At 65.1% G+C, this 17682-nt stretch carries 16 protein-coding genes; 1 reads left to right on the top strand and 15 read right to left on the bottom strand.

Annotation, left to right across the window (positions count from 1 at the left end):
* Window positions 1-4: 4 nt before the first annotated feature.
* The 15 genes from truA to ACTHNZ_RS03905 all read right to left on the bottom strand — a co-directional run bounded on the left by truA (window position 5) and on the right by ACTHNZ_RS03905 (window position 16962).
* Window positions 5-802: a tRNA pseudouridine(38-40) synthase TruA gene (truA, locus tag ACTHNZ_RS03975; RefSeq protein ID WP_440541198.1), complete on the bottom strand. Its 798-nt coding sequence runs from the start codon at window positions 800-802 to the stop codon at window positions 5-7.
* Between the two features lie 7 nt (window positions 803-809).
* A complete protein-coding gene (locus ACTHNZ_RS03970; RefSeq protein ID WP_440541197.1) occupies window positions 810-3308 on the bottom strand; it encodes a FimV/HubP family polar landmark protein in 2499 nt (832 codons plus the stop codon).
* Between the two features lie 215 nt (window positions 3309-3523).
* Complete coding sequence (gene asd / locus ACTHNZ_RS03965; RefSeq protein WP_440541196.1) at window positions 3524-4645, bottom strand: aspartate-semialdehyde dehydrogenase; 1122 nt, start codon at window positions 4643-4645, stop codon at window positions 3524-3526.
* Between the two features lie 81 nt (window positions 4646-4726).
* Window positions 4727-4873: a hypothetical protein gene (locus tag ACTHNZ_RS03960; protein ID WP_440541195.1), complete on the bottom strand. Its 147-nt coding sequence runs from the start codon at window positions 4871-4873 to the stop codon at window positions 4727-4729.
* 135 nt (window positions 4874-5008) lie between these two features.
* Window positions 5009-6076: a 3-isopropylmalate dehydrogenase gene (gene leuB, locus ACTHNZ_RS03955; RefSeq protein ID WP_440541194.1), complete on the bottom strand. Its 1068-nt coding sequence runs from the start codon at window positions 6074-6076 to the stop codon at window positions 5009-5011.
* A 104-nt stretch (window positions 6077-6180) separates the two neighbouring features.
* Complete coding sequence (gene leuD, locus ACTHNZ_RS03950; RefSeq protein WP_440541193.1) at window positions 6181-6831, bottom strand: 3-isopropylmalate dehydratase small subunit; 651 nt, start codon at window positions 6829-6831, stop codon at window positions 6181-6183.
* Window positions 6832-6843: 12 nt separating this feature from the next.
* The gene (gene leuC / locus ACTHNZ_RS03945) at window positions 6844-8253 is read right to left on the bottom strand and encodes a 3-isopropylmalate dehydratase large subunit (protein ID WP_440541192.1); all 1410 of its coding nucleotides are present in this window, start codon (window positions 8251-8253) and stop codon (window positions 6844-6846) included.
* Window positions 8254-8535: 282 nt separating this feature from the next.
* Window positions 8536-9651: a Rieske 2Fe-2S domain-containing protein gene (locus tag ACTHNZ_RS03940; RefSeq protein ID WP_440541191.1), complete on the bottom strand. Its 1116-nt coding sequence runs from the start codon at window positions 9649-9651 to the stop codon at window positions 8536-8538.
* Entirely contained in the window at window positions 9648-10763 is a 1116-nt protein-coding gene (locus ACTHNZ_RS03935; RefSeq protein ID WP_440541190.1) for a GNAT family N-acetyltransferase, read from the bottom strand. Before ACTHNZ_RS03935 ends, ACTHNZ_RS03940 begins: the two co-directional genes overlap by 4 nt.
* Window positions 10760-11917 carry an ATP-grasp domain-containing protein gene (locus tag ACTHNZ_RS03930; RefSeq protein WP_440541189.1) on the bottom strand — a complete coding sequence of 386 codons (1158 nt, stop codon included), beginning with the start codon at window positions 11915-11917 and terminating at the stop codon, window positions 10760-10762. Before ACTHNZ_RS03930 ends, ACTHNZ_RS03935 begins: the two co-directional genes overlap by 4 nt.
* Window positions 11910-13283, bottom strand: coding sequence for a F390 synthetase-related protein (locus tag ACTHNZ_RS03925; RefSeq protein WP_440541188.1), 1374 nt, complete (start codon window positions 13281-13283; stop codon window positions 11910-11912). Before ACTHNZ_RS03925 ends, ACTHNZ_RS03930 begins: the two co-directional genes overlap by 8 nt.
* The gene (locus ACTHNZ_RS03920) at window positions 13280-14131 is read right to left on the bottom strand and encodes an MBL fold metallo-hydrolase (protein WP_440541187.1); all 852 of its coding nucleotides are present in this window, start codon (window positions 14129-14131) and stop codon (window positions 13280-13282) included. The genes ACTHNZ_RS03925 and ACTHNZ_RS03920 overlap by 4 nt, the downstream gene beginning before the upstream one ends.
* Entirely contained in the window at window positions 14128-15138 is a 1011-nt protein-coding gene (locus tag ACTHNZ_RS03915; RefSeq protein WP_440541186.1) for an NAD-dependent epimerase/dehydratase family protein, read from the bottom strand. Before ACTHNZ_RS03915 ends, ACTHNZ_RS03920 begins: the two co-directional genes overlap by 4 nt.
* A 1-nt stretch (window position 15139) precedes the next feature.
* Window positions 15140-16186 (bottom strand): 3-oxoacyl-[acyl-carrier-protein] synthase III C-terminal domain-containing protein, encoded by a 1047-nt coding sequence (locus ACTHNZ_RS03910; RefSeq protein WP_440541185.1) that lies wholly within the window; start codon window positions 16184-16186, stop codon window positions 15140-15142.
* Window positions 16187-16305: 119 nt separating this feature from the next.
* Window positions 16306-16962 (bottom strand): pyridoxamine 5'-phosphate oxidase family protein, encoded by a 657-nt coding sequence (locus tag ACTHNZ_RS03905; RefSeq protein WP_440541184.1) that lies wholly within the window; start codon window positions 16960-16962, stop codon window positions 16306-16308.
* A gap of 148 nt (window positions 16963-17110) precedes the next feature.
* On the opposite strand from ACTHNZ_RS03905, the gene ACTHNZ_RS03900 reads away from it, so the two are divergent.
* Window positions 17111-17682 (top strand): GntR family transcriptional regulator (locus tag ACTHNZ_RS03900; protein ID WP_440541183.1); only part of this gene is annotated, 572 nt, incomplete at its 3' end.

Here is a 17682-nt window from a genome sequence, read left to right as displayed (position 1 = left end):
AGGCTCATTCGCTCCAAATACCGCTCCATGGCACGCTGCCGAGGGACGCGGGCGGCACCGCGAACGCCTCGGGGTAGCCCACGTGGGCTAGATAAAGACCCTCGGGCATGAAGGTCGGCGCGGCGCGATCGCGATCCCGGCTGGCCAGCACGTCGGCCAGCCACGAGACGGGATAGCGGCCTCGGCCGACGGCAACGAGCGAGCCCATCAGGTTGCGAACCATATGATGCAGGAACGCGTTCGCGCGAAACCGAAAATGAATCAAATCGCCGGCCTGCCGGATGTCGATGCCATAGAGATGCTTGACCGGGCTTTTAGCCTGGCATTCGGACGACCGAAACGCCGAAAAATCGTGCTCGCCGATCAGGCATTGCGCCGCGGCGCGCATCGCGTCGACGTCGAGCGGCGTGTGGATCCAGCCCGCGCGGCCCGCCAGCATCGGGGAGCGCACCGGGCTCACGTAGAGCACGTAGTAGTACGTTCGCTCGAACGCCGAAAACCGCGCGTGAAAATCGTCGGGCATCCGCTTGGCCCACAGCACGGCCACCGACGGCGGCAAAAACGCATTCGTGCCGCGCACCCAAGAGAACTCCTCGCGGTCGAGATCGGTATCGAAGTGAGCGACTTGTCCAAGGCCGTGCACGCCCGTGTCCGTGCGGCCCGCGACGATCGTATGCAGCGGCTTGCAAGCGAAATCGGCCAGGGCGCGCTCGAGCGCGTCTTGCACGGTCCTGCCGTGCGGCTGCGACTGCCAGCCGCAAAACGCCGTGCCGTCATATTGAATCCCGAGAGCGATGCGCATGGCCGCGTCAGGAAAGCGGCGCCAGCGTCGCGAGCATCGCGTGCGCTTCGTCGTGCGTGGCCGCGTCGTTCGAATCGATCACCTCGTGAATCAGCGTGCGGGCGCCGCCCAGATCGCCCAACGCGATGTACTCGGCCGCCAGATCGAGCTTGTTGCGCGCGATCCTCGCGCGCTGCTCGGGCGTGAACTGCGGCACCGGCGAGATATCGCCCTGCTCGTCCGCGCCCGCGCTCTCTTTCTCGCCCTCGCCAGCCTGCGCACCCGGCAAGTCGAGATCGAACGACAGATTGAGCCGGCCGACAGGTGCGGCGCCCAGCCCCGTGACGGCGGGTGCCGCAGCCGGGGCTGCGGGCGGTGCCTGGGCCTCATGGGCTGCCTCGTCGTTTTCGTCCGCATGCGCGGGCGGAGCCGCTTCGTGCGTGGGCGCGCCGGCGTCGGCCGTCCATTCCGGGACAGGCTCTCCGTGTCCTTCTTCCTCGAGCTCGCCGGGCTCCGGTTCAGCCGGATGAACGGGGCTTTCCGGCCCGGCTCCGACGCGCGGCGGCAGGCCGATCTCCAGACCGCCGAGCGCCGCCATGGCATCCGGCGGCAGCGTTGCCTCGCTCTCGGGCGCAGCGGCCGCCGCGGGTTCGAGCGGCGTCGCCGGCTCGTGCAATTCGGGCTCGGCATGCACCGCCTCTTCCGCCGGAGCCTCTTCGATAGAAGGCTCATCAGTGCTCGCACGGCCCGCGAGACGCGATGCATCGGTGTCGGGCGGCACTTCTCGTCCCTCGTCCGGCAGTGCAGGCGCCTCGGCCGGAGTTACCGCTGCGTGCAGCTCGGCATCAGTCGACGCGGGCGCGACCGGCGCCTCGGACTCATCGTCAGGCGACAACACCGCTTCCTCGGCTTGGCCGGCTACGAGCGCATACAGCGAATTGTCGGGGTCGAGCTCACGCCCGATCGCCGCAATATGGACCCAATTTGGCCCACGACCGCCCGACAGGCGATAAATGCGCTGAGCGATCTCGTCGAACCCTTGCATGTTCTTGCGTTCGGCGTAATGCGCGGCAAGCCCCATCAACGCCCGTTTGCTCGACGGGTTGCGCGCCAGGATCGCCAAAAACTCGGCCGCGACCGGATCATCGGGCGCCGCGGCAACCGAAGTCGCCCCCGCTTGTGCGGCGTCATCGCCGGGCGCCGGCCCAACCGTGCTCGCCGCCGAGCCGTTGGCCGCACCGGCAGTGGCCGGCGCCCGCCGGCGACGGCGGCCCATCCCGAGCGCGATGAGCACCACGAGCAAAGCCGCGACGATGGCGGCGACGATCGCCGCGACGGCGGCAATCCCATTGCGCGTCAAACTGATGCCGTAATCGCCGATGCCGATGAAGCGCTGATTGGCGGCAGCCGCCGTGCGCGAGGCCCCGGGCGCGGCCGCGGCACCGGACGTCGGCGCCGCCGCAAAGCTGGACGCGCTGGCCGGCGCGCCGGCGGTTGCGCCGGGATGCCCAGCCGACGGCGCACCGAAGCCATGTCGCTGCAACTCCATCAAGACGCGATTCTTGAGCGTCAGCAGTTGCTGGAGGCTCGACACCTTCGGATGCGACGCGCCACCGGCCGGTGCGGCGACGGACGAGGCCGCCGCCGAGGGCTTCGGCACGCTCGTCGAAGCAGACGCCGGCCCGGCAGCGGATGCGGCTGCACTCGCAGGCGCCTCGCTGACAGCAGCGGCAGGCGCCGAAGCGGCTACGCCCCCCGACACGGCAGCGCCGCCGGACGCGGCGGCGCTCGCCGCCGTGGCAGCCGACATCGGGGCAGACGCCGACGCCTCCGCGCTGGCCGGCACGGCCGGTGCCGGCTGAATCGCGCCCGACCACGCATGCTCACCGGTCGCGCCGTTCGCCGGCGGATGCGCGGCGGCAGCCGTGGAAGCCGGAGCAGCTTTCGCAGGGGCGCCTACCGCGGGGGCCGAGGCCCCCGCCCCCGCCGCCGCGCTGCCCGGGGCGGGCGAAATAGCGGTCACGGGCGCCGACGCACCTTTCGCCGCAGGTACGGGAGTGGGCTTCGCGCCCGCCGTTCCCCCAGCTGCCGCCGCGGCTTGCGACGCGGGCGCCGCGGACACCGCCGAAGCGGTTGCACTCGCAGAAGCGGCGGCAGGCGCCGGTTCGGCCTTGGCGATCGCACCCGTCGCATCGAGCGCCGGCACGTTCAACACCGCACCGAGCTTCAAGAGACTCGGATCGTTGCGCATGAACGCCGAGGGATTGGCATCGAAGATCGATCTCGCGGCTCGGCCGAGCACTGCCTTATCGTGCGAGCCGGTCACCGTCGCGGCGATATCCGCAAGTGACTGCCCGGGCTTGACGGTGTACTGCGTTGCGGCCGAAGCCGCTGGAACGCTCTGAGCGGCAGGCGCGGAAGCCGGCGCAGCCGGTGCGCCCGGTGCGGCCGCGGCAGGCAACGCGCAAGCGAGCCAAGCGCAGGCAATCGCAAGCGGGACGGCGCGGCGCGTCGGACGTTTTGTCATGAAGGTGTCACGCGCATTCAAGCGCGCCTCGAGATAGCGTTCGGAAGAGACCAAGGTTCGCTGCGGCAAAAGAAAAGGCGTCGCGGCAAGGCGACGCCTTTTCGGGGTTCCTATGCGTCGTAACCGCACAGTTTACGTGAGGAACCGGGGCAAAACCACTGCGCGGCGTGCCGGACCGGTGAAATGCTCCGGCGGCAGACCGCGCGAACTGCGGCTCAACGCTCGAGCAAGATGCGCAGCATGCGGCGCAACGGCTCCGCGGCTCCCCACAACAGTTGATCGCCGACCGTGAACGCCGACAGATACTCGCCGCCCATCGCGAGCTTGCGCAGACGGCCCACGGGGACCGACAGCGTGCCCGTCACGACGGCCGGCGACAACTCGCGCATCGAGGCCTCGCGCTCGTTCGGGACGACTTTGACCCAATCGTTGGCCGAGGCGAGGATGCCGTTGATTTCGTCGAGCGGCACATCCTTCTTCAGCTTGATCGTCAGCGCTTGCGAGTGGCAGCGCATCGCGCCGATACGTACGCACAGGCCGTCGACGGGAATCGAACCGGGCTGGCCCATGGCCGGCTTGCCGAGGATCTTGTTGGCTTCGGCGCCGCCCTTCCATTCTTCCTTCGACATGCCGTTGCCGAGATCCTTGTCGATCCAGGGAATCAGCGAGCCGGCCAGCGGCACGCCGAAATGCTGCGTGGGCATCGCCTCCGAGTTCATCGTTTCGAGCACGCGGCGGTCGATATCGAGGATGGCCGAAGCCGGATCGGCCAGTTGCTCCGTCACGGCGCCGTGCAGCGTGCCCATCTGCGACAGCAGTTCGCGCATGTTCTGCGCGCCCGCACCCGATGCGGCCTGATACGTCATGGCCGTCATCCAGTCGATGAGGTCTTCGCTGAACAGGCCGCCGAGTGCCATCAGCATGAGGCTGACCGTGCAATTGCCGCCGATGAAATTCTTCGTGCCCTTTACCAGAGCGTCCTTGATGACGTCGAGGTTGACGGGATCGAGGATGATGACGGCGTCGTCGGACATGCGCAGCGACGAAGCCGCATCGATCCAGTAGCCGTTCCAGCCGGCCGCGCGCAGCTTAGGGAACACTTCGTTCGTGTAATCACCGCCCTGGCAGGTGATGACGACGTCGCACTTCTTCAGATCGTCGATGCTCTTGGCGTCTTTGAGCTTCGTCTCGTTCTTCGCGAACGCAGGCGCGTTGCCGCCCACGTTGCTGGTGGTGAAAAACACCGGTTCGATCAGATCGAAATCGCCTTCCTGCTGCATCCGCTGCATCAGGACGCTGCCGACCATGCCGCGCCAACCTACGAGACCTACGTTCATGACTAACCCTTGGAGTGGACGCTTCCCCGCAACCTTGCCCGGCGTGACCGCGCGGGGAAGACGAGCGGGCACGACAGACGATCAGCGTTTCGTGATCGTTTTGGGGGTAATCGTAATAATGGCGATCGCGCCGGCAACGCCGACGACGCCAGCAATGGCGAGCCCGCCCACACGGGCCGTATTGCCGTGCAGGTTGTCAATCGAGGAGATTTGGGACAGTTGCGCCATCGGCACAGTTTACACGAAAAATCTCTATTGGCGCGCCTGCGAAGCATGCCAATCCAGCAAAAAATACGCTACATGAGGGGCTTTTTCGAGCGAACAGGTCAAAAAACCCGCTCGCTCGAATGAGTGCCCGATCGATTAAAGCGCCGCGCGCACCGCGTCGCCCATTTCAGCCGTGCCGACCTGGCGGCAGCCGGGCGTGGCGATGTCGCCCGTGCGGTAGCCCGCCTCGAGCACCGTGCGCACGGCCTTTTCGATGCGATCGGCCTGTTCGGCCTTGTTCAGCGAATAGCGCAGCATCATCGCGGCCGAGAGGATCGTGGCGAGCGGATTGGCGATGCCCTTGCCTGCGATGTCGGGCGCGGAGCCGTGCGACGGCTCGTACAGGCCCTTGTTGTTCTTGTCGAGCGAAGCCGACGGCAACATGCCGATCGAGCCCGTGAGCATCGCGGCCTGGTCGGACAAAATATCGCCGAACAGGTTGCCCGTCACGATGACGTCGAACGACTTGGGCGCCTTCACGAGCTGCATCGCCGCATTATCGACGTACATATGCGAAAGCTCGACGTCGGGGTATTGCTTCGCCACGTCGATCATGACGTCTTTCCACAGTTGCGACGTCTCGAGCACGTTGGCCTTGTCCACCGAGGTCAAACGCTTGCCGCGCTTTTGAGCCGCCTGGAACGCGACGTGCGCGATGCGTTGCACTTCGGGCTCCGAATAACGCATCGTGTCGAAGCCTTCGCGCGCGCCTTCGAACGGGCCGTCGGGCGCTTGGCGGGTGCCGCGCGGCGTGCCGAAGTAGACGTCGCCGTTCAGCTCGCGCACGATCAGGATGTCGAGGCCCGAGACGATTTCCGGCTTCAGCGACGATGCACCCGTCAATTGCGGATAGCAAATCGCCGGACGGAAGTTGGCGAACAGCTGCAAATGCTTGCGCAGCCCCAAAATGGCTTGCTCGGGGCGCAGCGCACGCTCGAGCGAATCGTACTTCCAGTCGCCCACGGCGCCGAAGAGGATCGCGTCGGCCTGCTTGGCCAACGCCAGCGTCGAATCGGGCAGCGGATGACCCTTCGCTTCATAGCCCGCGCCGCCGACGGGCGCCTCTTCCATCTCGAACTTCTCGTCGAGCGCGTTCAACACCTTGACCGCTTCCTTGACGATTTCCTTGCCGATCCCGTCACCGGGGAGCACTGCGATTTTCATTCGGAGTCCTATCGAGTTGTGCAATTGCCTATGGGGCACGGAGCGCCGCAGCCGCTAGGCGACGATGCGCGCAGCGGCTACCGACGTTTTCCGCATCCGAGCCGCTATCCGACGATGCGGTGAGCGAGCCACGGCTGCTTGGCGATCCGCTCCGCTTCGAACGCGCGAATCTTGTCGGCGTGGCGCAGCGTGAGGCCGATATCGTCGAAGCCGTTCAACAGGCAGTACTTACGGAAACCGTCGACGTCGAACTTGTACTCGCGGCCGTCCGGCGTGCGCACGACTTGCGCCTCGAGATCGATCGTCAGCTGATAGCCGTTGAACGCGTACGTCTCGTTGAACAAGTGATCGACCTGCTGCTCGGGCAGCACGATCGGCAGCACGCCGTTCTTGAAGCAGTTGTTGAAGAAGATATCGGCGAAGCTCGAAGCGATCAACGCGCGAAACCCGTACTGCTGCAAGGCCCACGGCGCATGCTCGCGCGAGCTGCCGCAACCGAAGTTCTTGCGGGCGAGCAGCACTGACGCACCTTGGTAGCGCGGCTGGTTGAGCACGAAATCGGGATTGAGCGGGCGTCGCGAGTTGTCCTGCCCAGGCTCGCCGTGATCGAGATAGCGCCACTCGTCGAAAAGGTTCGGACCGAAGCCCGTGCGCTGGATCGACTTCAGGAATTGCTTCGGGATGATCGCATCGGTATCGACGTTTTCGCGGTCGAGGGGGGCGACGAGTCCCGTGTGTACGATGAATTTGTCCATGTCTCTCTTACCTCATCCCAACCGGCGAATATCGACGAAATGCCCTTCGATCGCGGCTGCCGCGGCCATCGCCGGACTCACGAGATGCGTGCGCCCGCCCGCGCCCTGGCGCCCTTCGAAGTTGCGGTTCGAGGTGGACGCGCAGCGCTCGCCCGGGTCGAGCCGGTCTGCGTTCATCGCGAGGCACATCGAGCAACCGGGCTCGCGCCATTCGAAACCCGCTTCGACGAATACTTTGTCGAGCCCTTCACGCTCGGCTTGCGCCTTCACGAGGCCCGAGCCGGGCACGACCATCGCAAGCCGGATGTTGGACGCCACGCGCCGCCCGAGTTTCTTGACGACATACGCCGCGGCGCGGATGTCTTCGATACGCGCGTTCGTGCACGAGCCGATGAACACCTTGTCGACCTTGATCGATTCGATCGGCAGATTCGGCTCGAGGGCCATGTACTGCAGCGCGCGCTCCATCGCGTCGCGCTTGACAGGATCTTTTTCGCGCTCGGGATCGGGCACGCGGCCGTCGATGGCCGTCACCATTTCGGGGGACGTGCCCCAGGTGACTTGCGGAACGATCTGGGCCGCATCGAGTTCGACGACGCGATCGAAATGGGCACCCGCATCCGACACGAACGTGCGCCAGTACTCGACGGCATGATCCCATTCGACGCCCTGGGGCGAAAAGGGACGCCCCTTCAGGTATTCGACGGTCGTATCGTCGACGGCCACCATGCCCGCGCGTGCGCCGGCTTCGATGGCCATGTTGCAGACGGTCATGCGGCCTTCCATCGACAGCGCGCGAATCGTCGAGCCGCCGAATTCGATCGCGTACCCCGTACCGCCGGCCGTGCCGATCTTGCCGATGATGGCGAGTACGATGTCCTTGGCCGTGCAGCCGCGCGGCAACTGGCCGTCGACCTTCACGAGCATGTTCTTGCTCTTCTTTTGCAGCAACGTTTGCGTGGCCAGAACGTGCTCGACTTCCGACGTCCCGATGCCGTGCGCCAGCGCACCGAACGCACCGTGCGTCGAGGTATGCGAATCGCCGCAGACGATCGTCATGCCGGGCAGCGTCGCGCCTTGCTCCGGCCCGATGATATGAACGATGCCTTGGCGCATGTCGTTCATCTTGAACTGCGTGATGCCGTAAGCGTCGCAGTTCGCATCGAGCGTGTCGACCTGAAGCTTCGATACCGGATCGGCGATGCCGTGGCTGCGGTCGGTCGTCGGCACGTTATGGTCCGACACGGCCAGATTGGCACTCACGCGCCACAGCGGACGTTCGTGCATCTTGAGCCCTTCGAACGCCTGCGGGCTCGTGACTTCGTGCAGCAGTTGACGGTCGATGTAGAGCAGCGTCGTACCGTCCTCTTCGGTATGGACGACGTGCGAATCCCACAGCTTGTCGTAGAGAGTCTTTGGCATGGTGTGCGCGGTAATCATGGCACCGGGCAATCCCCGGTGCGGTCGATTATGCCACGCACATCGCCGGCGCGGCACCGGCGAATTAGAAAAAAGTGATAAAAAACAGTGGGTTGGGTGGTAGTTCCAGTACTAGGTTCAGTATTACCGGACATCGGGCGGCAGGGGCCGCGCGTGCCGTGCGCCGCCTGTGTGCCGTCAACGCGCACCTATGTCTGCATGAGGGCTGCGGTCATTGGCTTCGCCGCACGCATCGGCACATTGGCAATCCGTAGCCATTTTCGATCACAGCAAAACCCGGACTTTCCTTACGGAATTCGACGGTTCCGTCGCCGCGGACAACCATGCCGCCTCGAGCGCCGGCCTCACGAGATCCAGCTCGGTGGACATGCCTTCGGCTCCGCGACCGCACCGCTGCCGATTGCGCAGTTGAGCCTCGACGATCGCGCGATCTTGTTGCAATACGCGCCGCAAGAGCGGCCATACGAAGAGTTGCACTGCCCACCGCGGCGCCCAGCGGTTTTCGATGTGCAGCGTGCCGTGCACCTGCGTCATCGTCTCGTTCACGGGACTGACGTGCAGCGTGAAATACAGTGCGCTGCCGTTCCGATAGCGATACTCGAGTTGGGCCGTACCCGCCGCCGAGGCATCGAAATACGCGCGCTCGGATTCGCGCCGCGACTCGAATAGCCGGTACAGCCAGCCGCTTTGGTCTGGCTGCCCCGCATAGTCGACCTGCACCGCGCCAGCCGAGCGCGTCACGGTCACGTCGACTGGCCGGCGGCGTGCAGCACTTCGGACGATGCCCGCATGCACGAAATGCGTATGCTGCGCATCCAAGAAGTTCTCGAGCGCATCGATGGCGCGTGCGTTCCAAGTGGCGTGCCAGGTGAAGCATTGTGCGCGCGCCGACGGTCGCCGCACGAACGCCGGCAAGGCCACCGCACGGGCTTCGGCTTCGGCTTCGGCTTCGGCTTCGGCTTCGGCTTCCGCTTCGGCTTCCGCTTCGGCTTCCGCTTCGGCTTCCGCTTCGGCTTCGGCTTCGGCTTCGAGCCTCACCCAGACCAAACCATCGTGCTCCAACGCCGTCGCGGCGGCGACCTGCGCGACGGGCCGACACGCGCCCGGCGGCAACCCTGGGATCGCCACGCAACGACCGTCCGCGGCAAACGTCCAACCGTGATAGGCGCATTGCAGGCCGTGCTCGGTCATGCAGCCGGCCGACAGCGGCACATGGCGGTGCGGGCAGCAATCGTCGAGTGCGAAGAGATCACCCGAAGCCGCTCTCGCGATGACGAGCGGCCGGCCGAGCAGCGTGACGGCAAGCGGCTTCCCGCCGAGTTGCGACGAACGGGCAACGACGAACCAGCTCGACGCGAGCGATGCTTTCCATGGGGTCATAATTTGAAGCGCTCCATGACCGGCACCCCGACCTTCGTCGTCAGGACGCGCAACAGCCCGAGCGCTCGGCGCGCCGGCCCGGGAAGATGGTCGCACAGCACCGCGCTGTACTCGATGGCCGGCTCGCCGCCTCTCAGGCGTTTGAAATGCGCGGCGCCCGCACTCAGATTCAGCGTAGCGGCACGCTCCCGCGTAACCGCCAATACATGCGCCATCAAAAGGCGGTAGAGCCCTGCCGACCGCGGCCATGCCGTGTCGTATCCGACGATCGGCGCCGTCACGAGCGGTCCCTGCGCGAAAATACCGATCACTGCGCGCAAGCGGCCCGATTCATCCTTGAAGCCCGTCAGTTCAAGCAGTCCCGCGCCGTGCCATTGCCGCAAAAAGGCTGCGGTGTAGCGCGGGTTGAGCCGCGAGTACTTTTCGAGGTAAAGCTGCCCGTAGAGCGCTTCCGCATCCGCAAAATCATCCACCGTGAAGGTGCAGCCATCGACCCGTTGAAGCGGCGTCGAGCGCATCAACGCGAAATCTCGTCGCAGGTTCTGATGCTCGCGCGCGCAGCGCGCGACATCGTGGAACAGATAAACCTGCCGCGTCGGGATCAACTCGAATCCGGCCGACGCCAACGCATGCAGCCAATCGGCGTGCTGCACGACATTGAGCGAGCGAAACCAGATGCCGCGATCGGGCCAGCGCGCTTTCAAAGCATCGCGAACGGCGATGAAGTCGATCCCGGCGGTCGAGGGATACAAATTCGTGCTGAGCAGCCAGTTGTTGATCGAGACGGCCCGATCGAGCCCCGCGCCCCGCAGCCAACGCTCCGCCGTGCCGATGAGGGCAGCCAGCGGCCAGGCAAGCGCGCCCGGGATGACGCGCCGCGTTTCCTCCAAGGCATAGCGGCTGTACGTCGTAAGCGGCGAAGAGACCCATGCGTTGTCGCGGCCGGGCTCGTTGATCGTGACCGGAAACGACAGGCCGCCGAATTCGATGACTTCCACCCTCGCATCGACGTTGGCGACATAGCCTGCCGTCGCCACGCCGGCATGCAACGCCGCAAACGCATCCGCATGCGCGGCAAATTCGGATCGGGGAACGTAGATGCAATCGCTCATAGGTCCGGCAACGCCTGGCCGTCCCATTCGATGTCTTGGGTAGCAGCTTCGCGCATATTGCAGCGCTGTGCCCGCGCAAGCCTGGCGTAGGACAGCAGATCGAGAACGGCGCCCCCGAGGGGCCGGCGGTCGCCCGCGACACCGATCACATCGTTGGCACGCCGATAGTCGCATACCCAGCGCCGTAAATCGCCCTGCCTCAACGCATCGATCAAGCCAACGCCGACCATGACCGCGCCGATCATCCTCGGCGACGGCGCGACCGGGTCGACGCAGGCGTCGACCGTGCCGTCGAGCGCAGCCGGAACCGGATCGTCGAGCGAGAACAGATGGCAGCCGCTCGTCGCCCGAGGATTGCATTCGAGGACACTCACCTGGCCGTCGGCGTGCCGAATCCAGTCGAACGAGAGCTGCCCCGTGAAGGTAAGCTTGCGCGCGAATCGCGCAACGAATTCGCGAATCGCCTCGATGCGTGCAGGCTCGAAGTAGAAGCTCGAGCTCGTTCGCATGCGCCAGGTTGGCCGGTAAAGACTGTGCGCGACGAGGCGCCCTCGATCGGCCACGCTATAGGAACAAAACTCGCTGCCTTGCACATAGGTCTGGACCACCCAGTTGCCAAGTTTCTCGAGCGGCTGCGCGTGAAGCGGAATACCGTCGCGGTAGAGGCGCACATGCACCCCGAATCGCGAAAATTCCGGCTTCAGCACGACGGGCTTGGCACCCGCCCATTCGCGCGCCTCCGCGATCGTCCCGACGAGCGCCGACTCGGGAACGTCGGCACCGCACCCAGCGGCCAGCGAAAGGAAGCGCCACTTGCTGTGGACGTCGCGCAGTTTGTCGAAATCGTCTGCGAGCACCCTCACCTCGCGCGGCAGCAGATGACGATACCGCGAAACGAAGAACACTTCCTCGCACGTCGGCACGATCAAATCGATCGCATGCTCGGTGCAGGCCCGGCCCAAGTCGGCAGCGAAGCGGGCCGGTGCGTGACGCGGCGATGCAACCCGCAATGCCGCGCCGACGGCACGCGAGGCCCCGCTGATCGAGCACGGAATGCTGTCGGCGACGGTGACGGTCCACCCTTGATGCGCGAAGCGCCGTGCGTGATCGAGCGCAGCAGGCGCCCGGCCGCCGAGAATGAGCGCGTTACGCATCGTGGGGCATCCAGGTTGCATCGCCAGCATCAGCTCGCGCATCGGGGGACAGCTTGGACACGCATACGATGCGTCTACGTTTGACCGTGTGGGCCGGTGCTTGGAAACGTGTCTGCTTCCACGCCGGACGCCGCATTCCTTGGGCATCGACCACACGCTCGACCGCATGGCAAATCGAATCGAACGCGCGGTCGTCGCCGTGCACGGCAAGATGAAAGAGCGCGCCATGCTGCGCGATCGAATAGTCGTCGACACCGGTTGCATGTCGGGCAATCGCATGCCGCAGCGCATCGGGAAACAACGGCATCGGAGCTCCATCACGCCGGGCACGGCACCATAAAACGTCGTCGAGACGGCCCTCGACGGCCGAAAGCGTGCGCGTGACGCGGCCGCAGCCACACGGTGCCGCCCGTATTCGCAAGACATCGTCTAGGCGATAGCGGACGATCATCTGCGTGCGTCGAGTGAAGTCCGTGACGATCGGCACGAACCGCGTTTGCGCGTCGTCGAGCCATTCCGGCTCGATATGCACGAACTCCTCGTTCAAATGTAGCGAACCGTGTGCACAGGTGTAGCCGAGAAAGCCTTCCGTGCACTGATACAGCTGGTCCACGGCGCGGCCATAGGCGGCGCGAATAGATTGCGCATCGTCGGGCTCCAGGACCTCGGCAACGGAGATCGTCTTGTGCGGCACGATCGGCAGCCGGCCGGCGAGCGATTCGCGCGCGAGCCAGGCGAGCACGCTGGCCGGTGCCACGAGGACATCCGGGCGGAAGTCGACCAGCGCCGCGACGTGCGCATCGGCACCCGTTTGCAGATCGAAGAAGCGGAAGTCGATGCGCCGGCTAGCAATCGTCGTGTAGAGCGAGCTGTTCGCGCGCAGAAAAAAAGCGACGCGAATCGGTGCCGCGCCGATGGCAAGCCGCATCGACAGCGGCCGATCGAGCACACGAGCGAGCAGAATGCCTGCCCACGTCGCGCGCTCCGCCGGTGTGGCGAGAAACACGCCCGGGCGGCCGCTCGTACCGCTCGATAGGCCCGCGGTCAATCGCGGATCGAAGCCATGCGGCGGCACCCGGCCGGCTTCTGCCGCACGGGCCGCCGCATAGGCTTCGTCGAGCGTGATGCCGCGCGCGTTGAACGCCGCGAAATCGGCGAGCGTCGTCGCTTTGTCGACGACGGGCAACGACGCGAGATCGCTCGCCGCGCAGTCGCGATAGAACGCCGCCTGTTTCACGGTATGCGACAGGAAGCGATCGAGCCGGCCGCGTTGCCAGTGCTCGAGCGCGTCGCGATCGTCGAAGCGCAGCCCGTAGCGTGTGCGAAAGAACGCGCTCGCCATTCCGGCCAATTCGCGAGGCCTCATTGCGGCGAAGCCTCGCTCAATTGCCTCCACGTCGACTCGCAGTGCGAAGGGACGACCACCGGAGCGTCGCGCCGTGCGAGCAACTGCCGAAGTCCGGCGAACGTCGCGAGGTATGCGCGCTTATCGGCAAACAGTTGTGCCGCAATCCAAGTGGGCGGCCGATCGCGCTCGAGCGCTCGCAGCGACCAGCACGCATCGGCCACCAGAAACACGGTGCGTGCTCCGTCGGCGCGAAAGAGCAAACCCAACTGGCCCGGGGTGTGGCCGGGCAACGGTACGCCAATCACGCTGCAATCTCCCAGCAGGTCGAAGCCGTGCTCGAACGGCCTCATCCATCCCGGCAACGCGATGGGCACGCAATCATCGACGAACGTCAAGCGTGCGTCGAAGGTCGACGGCAACAGCGCGGGCAGATAGCCTCGCCGCAGCCCCCCAAAACGCGAAGCACGCCGCATGGCGTCGACCTCCGCACGCAACGCAAAAATCCGGGCTTGCGACAAGGCACCGATACCAGCGATATGATCGGCGTGCAAATGCGACAGAAACACATGCCGGATGCTGTCCGGCGCCACGCCGTGGCGCGCCAACTGCGCGTCGAGCGTTTCGCTCGCCTGTAGCGAAACGGGCGTCACCATCCGGTATAGCCGCTCGGGAAAAGGCTCGGTGGCGGCAAAAAACGCATCGCTATAGCCGGTGTCGTACAGCATGGGACCATGCTGCGGATGGATCAGCAAAGCGGCAAGCGCAGGGAACGGCACGGACGCGAATCGCCCGCCCCGCTGCGTGATGCATTCGGGATGGGTGCAATGCCCAACCTTGAGCAAACGGAAACCCAGGGGAACGTTCATTCGAGCCCTCGGCCCTGGGCAGTGAACCACGCAGCCGTGCGCGCGAGCCCGACGTCGAGCGCGATCCGCGGTGCGTAACCGAGCAATTCGCGCGCTCGCGTCAGATCGAGCGTCTGCGAGTAGGCGAGCAAGCCCGCCGAGTAGCGTGTGATCGGTGGCTCCCAACCGGGCCGGGCACGGCCCACGCATTCGAGCACCGTCGCAATGGCGTCGACGACCGGATAGGGAACGCGCCGCACGCGCAGCGTAACGCCGAAGGCGTTCGCGAGCTTCGCGAACAGCGCGTGCACCGGTATCGGCTCGCCGTTGCTGACGTTGACGACCGCGCGCTCGAGATCGGCTTCGAGCGCAAGCATCACGGCATCGACGACATTGTCGACATAGGTGAGATCGATCAACGAGCAGCCGCCGCGCATCAACGGCAACCGCGCGGTGCGGGCCACGCGGAGAATGCGCGGCAGAAGCGTCTCGTCCCAGGCACCGAAGATGGCCCGCGGGCGCAATGCGATCACCGAGTCGATCGTCGATGCCACGACCATCCGCTCGGCAATGCCTTTGGTCCGCGCGTAGTCGTTGACGGGGGGCGGCAGCGGTTCGTCTTCGCGAATGCCGATACGATCGCGGAAGTCGAAATAGAGGCTCGGCGTGGAAATATGCACGAGCTTCGGTATCCGCTCCGCACGGCATGCTTCGACGACCTCACGAGTGGAGTCGACGTTCGCATGTTCGAACGCTTCGCGGGGCCCCCAAGGCGACGACAGCGCGGCGCAATGAATCACCGCATCGGCTCCGGCCGCCGCCTCGGCCAGCACTGCGGCGGCCTGTGAGCTTCCGTGCGCCACTTCGACCGAACGGACCGCGCACTCGATGCGGTCGACGCCTGCCAGCACGACGGATGCGCGCCGGCGGTCGCGGCCCGTGAAAACGACCTCGTGGCCCGCGGCGTTCAGCCGCCATACGAGATGCCGTCCGAGAAAGCCGGTTCCTCCGGTGACTAAAACGCGCATATCAGTAGACCATCACCATGCCGCCCATCGTCAGGCCTGCGCCGGAGCCGAGCAACATGAACGGATCGCCGCGTCGCAGCCGATCTTGGGCAATCGCATGATGCAGCGCCGATGGCAGCGACGCCCCTACCTGATTGCCGAAATCCGCAAGGATATCGACCGTGCGAGCCGGATCGATCCCTAGCCGCCGAGCGAGGTGATCGAGCGCAAGCCGGCTCCCCTGATGTGGAACGACGAGCCGAATCTGATCGAGGGTCAGCGCGGCGCCCTCCAATAGCCGCGCCACGATGCGCGGCAATTCGCGCGAGACCGCGCGGAACAGTCTCGGTCCATCCATATGAAACAACGTCAGCGGATCGAATGCGGCCGCCGCGCGACGCGGGTGATAGCGCGAGCCGCCCGCTTTGATGTGGCACCAGGGCGCGCCCTCGGCATGGGTTTCGACGTGCGATGCGACGATGCACGACGCCTCCTCCGGCGCGCTTTTACGCACCACGGCCGCGGCCGCGCCGTCGCCGAAGATCGCCGACTCGCCGAGCGTCGACCAGTCGAGCGAGAAAGTCGCGATGTCGGCCGATACGACGACGACATTGCCGTAGCGCCCGGCTTCGACCAGATAGCTGATCGTATCGAGGCCGACCAGGAACGAAAGGCAACTCGCGCCGATGTCGAACGCGGCGACATGCCGCGCGCGCGTGCCCAGTGACGAAAGAATCAGCGCGGCGTTGTAGGGCAATGCTTGGTCCATCGTGGCCGACGCTGCAACGAGGCAATCGATGTCTTGCCATTGGAGCCCTGCCTGACGCAGCGCGTTTTCGCATGCACTCGCCGCCAGCGAGGCCGCGGTTTCGCTCACGGCGCAATATCGCATCCGCACCCCATACTGCCGCGAGACCGTACCCGCAGGCAGCCCAAAGCGCCGATCGATTTCCTCGCTCGTCAGAACGCTCTCCGGAACGGCCACGCCCGTCCCGCATATTCGAATATGCCGCACCTGACCGCCCAAGAAACCTCCCTCGCCAGACAGATTTTCGTCTTCGGTGATCATTCGTTTTTTTGAATGCCGGAAAACGATTGCGCTTTGTGGGCAATCGCTTCGCCCGCTTCTTTTTCACCGGCGTCAATCTAACTATCTGGGTTTGCCGTGTCAACGAAGATCAGCGCGGCTCAATCCGCCCAATCCCTGACATAGTCGGGCACCGCAACGGACGCGCCGGTTTCGCATCGGATCGGGGCGGCACGCGCCGTCTTCAGCGGCAGGATACCCGTCCAAACCGGAATGCCGAGGTCCTCTTCGTCGTCGGACGGCATCGACGCGCTGACTTTCACCGCGGCTTGCGCAAGAGAAATCCGCAGGACGCGGGTCGCGTTGATTTCCTTCGTGTTGCCGGGCCGCGTTTCATGCTTGCGGCCTGCCGCGATCTTATCCATCAGCAGATCGAGCGCTGCCTGCTTTTCCGCCGCGGCTTCCACGATTTCGAATTGCCCATAGACTACGGCGGAACGATAATTCATCGAGTGATTGAATGCCGATTTAGCTAGAACGAGACCATCGAGCAAGGTGATCGCGATCGAAGCTTGCGTGCCGCGGGACAAAGCCTTGATCATGCGGCTGCCGTTGGAGCCGTGGATATAGAGGTCATCTTCTTTTCTCCAGTGGGCGGTCGGAATGCAGTGCGTATCGCCATCGACGGAGAAAGCAATGTGGCAAACATAGGCCTCGTCCACGATGCCGTAAAGCATCGCGCGATCGTGATTCGCCTTTTCAGGCAAACGGCGAATCGTAGTGCGGGCGGGCAAGGTTTCCGTGGCGCGCTCGTTCATGTGTGTTCATTGCTCCGATATAGTCGACGTGGAAAGGCCGATGGTTCAGGCCGACAGGCCCTGCTTCGATCCAACGGCGAGGCGCACGATACAAGACGAATCGAACGTCTGAAAGCACCAACGCAGGGAAAAAATTTAGAACCAGGACATGGACCTCGCTCTTCTCATCGCATCGTTTTCCAAGCAAATGAGCTCCGGGAGGCAGAGCCGGCAGGAGGCGCTCTATCGGAGCTTGCGCGATTTGCTGCTCGATGGGCGAATCGCGCCCGGCACACGCCTAGTCTCTACGCGCATGCTGGCCCAAGAACTTCGGGTCGCGCGCAATGCAGCGGTCTACGCGTATGAAAGACTCGCCGAGGAGGGCTTCGTCGCGGCCACGCGCAACGGTACGGTCAGCCGGCAATATGGACACCATCGCGGCGCCCGAAGCAACAGCGGCGGCAGCAGCGTTCCTGTCGCATTCTCGGATCGAGTCCGTGGGCTCGAGAATCCACGCGCCGAACCCGATCGGATGTTGCCGTTCGTCCCGGGACTGCCATCGCTCGAGGAATTTCCGATTGGTCACTGGCGCCGCTGCGTCGAGCGAGCGTGGCGGCACATCGAGCCCGCGCAGCTCGCCTACGGGCCGGTTGCGGGCATGCCCGAGCTGCGGCGAGCCGTGGCAGCCTATATCAACGTGTCGCGGGGTGTGCGATGCGAGCCCGATCAGGTCTTCATCAC

The sequence above is a fragment of the Trinickia sp. genome (assembly GCF_051953955.1).
Lineage (GTDB): Bacteria > Pseudomonadota > Gammaproteobacteria > Burkholderiales > Burkholderiaceae > Trinickia.
The sequence above is the reverse complement of the archived record's forward strand: the minus strand, read 5'-3'. Positions and strand labels throughout refer to the sequence as shown.

Bases quoted from the DNA above. Each gene is read 5' to 3' on its own strand.
- truA (WP_440541198.1), bottom strand. From the start codon at position 802: ATGCGCATCGCTCTCGGGATTCAATATGACGGCACGGCGTTTTGCGGC.
- ACTHNZ_RS03970 (WP_440541197.1), bottom strand. From the start codon at position 3,308: ATGACAAAACGTCCGACGCGCCGCGCCGTCCCGCTTGCGATTGCCTGC.
- asd (WP_440541196.1), bottom strand. From the start codon at position 4,645: ATGAACGTAGGTCTCGTAGGTTGGCGCGGCATGGTCGGCAGCGTCCTG.
- ACTHNZ_RS03960 (WP_440541195.1), bottom strand. From the start codon at position 4,873: ATGGCGCAACTGTCCCAAATCTCCTCGATTGACAACCTGCACGGCAAT.
- leuB (WP_440541194.1), bottom strand. From the start codon at position 6,076: ATGAAAATCGCAGTGCTCCCCGGTGACGGGATCGGCAAGGAAATCGTC.
- leuD (WP_440541193.1), bottom strand. From the start codon at position 6,831: ATGGACAAATTCATCGTACACACGGGACTCGTCGCCCCCCTCGACCGC.
- leuC (WP_440541192.1), bottom strand. From the start codon at position 8,253: ATGCCAAAGACTCTCTACGACAAGCTGTGGGATTCGCACGTCGTCCAT.
- ACTHNZ_RS03940 (WP_440541191.1), bottom strand. From the start codon at position 9,651: ATGACCCCATGGAAAGCATCGCTCGCGTCGAGCTGGTTCGTCGTTGCC.
- ACTHNZ_RS03935 (WP_440541190.1), bottom strand. From the start codon at position 10,763: ATGAGCGATTGCATCTACGTTCCCCGATCCGAATTTGCCGCGCATGCG.
- ACTHNZ_RS03930 (WP_440541189.1), bottom strand. From the start codon at position 11,917: ATGCGTAACGCGCTCATTCTCGGCGGCCGGGCGCCTGCTGCGCTCGAT.
- ACTHNZ_RS03925 (WP_440541188.1), bottom strand. From the start codon at position 13,283: ATGAGGCCTCGCGAATTGGCCGGAATGGCGAGCGCGTTCTTTCGCACA.
- ACTHNZ_RS03920 (WP_440541187.1), bottom strand. From the start codon at position 14,131: ATGAACGTTCCCCTGGGTTTCCGTTTGCTCAAGGTTGGGCATTGCACC.
- ACTHNZ_RS03915 (WP_440541186.1), bottom strand. From the start codon at position 15,138: ATGCGCGTTTTAGTCACCGGAGGAACCGGCTTTCTCGGACGGCATCTC.
- ACTHNZ_RS03910 (WP_440541185.1), bottom strand. From the start codon at position 16,186: ATGATCACCGAAGACGAAAATCTGTCTGGCGAGGGAGGTTTCTTGGGC.
- ACTHNZ_RS03905 (WP_440541184.1), bottom strand. From the start codon at position 16,962: ATGAACGAGCGCGCCACGGAAACCTTGCCCGCCCGCACTACGATTCGC.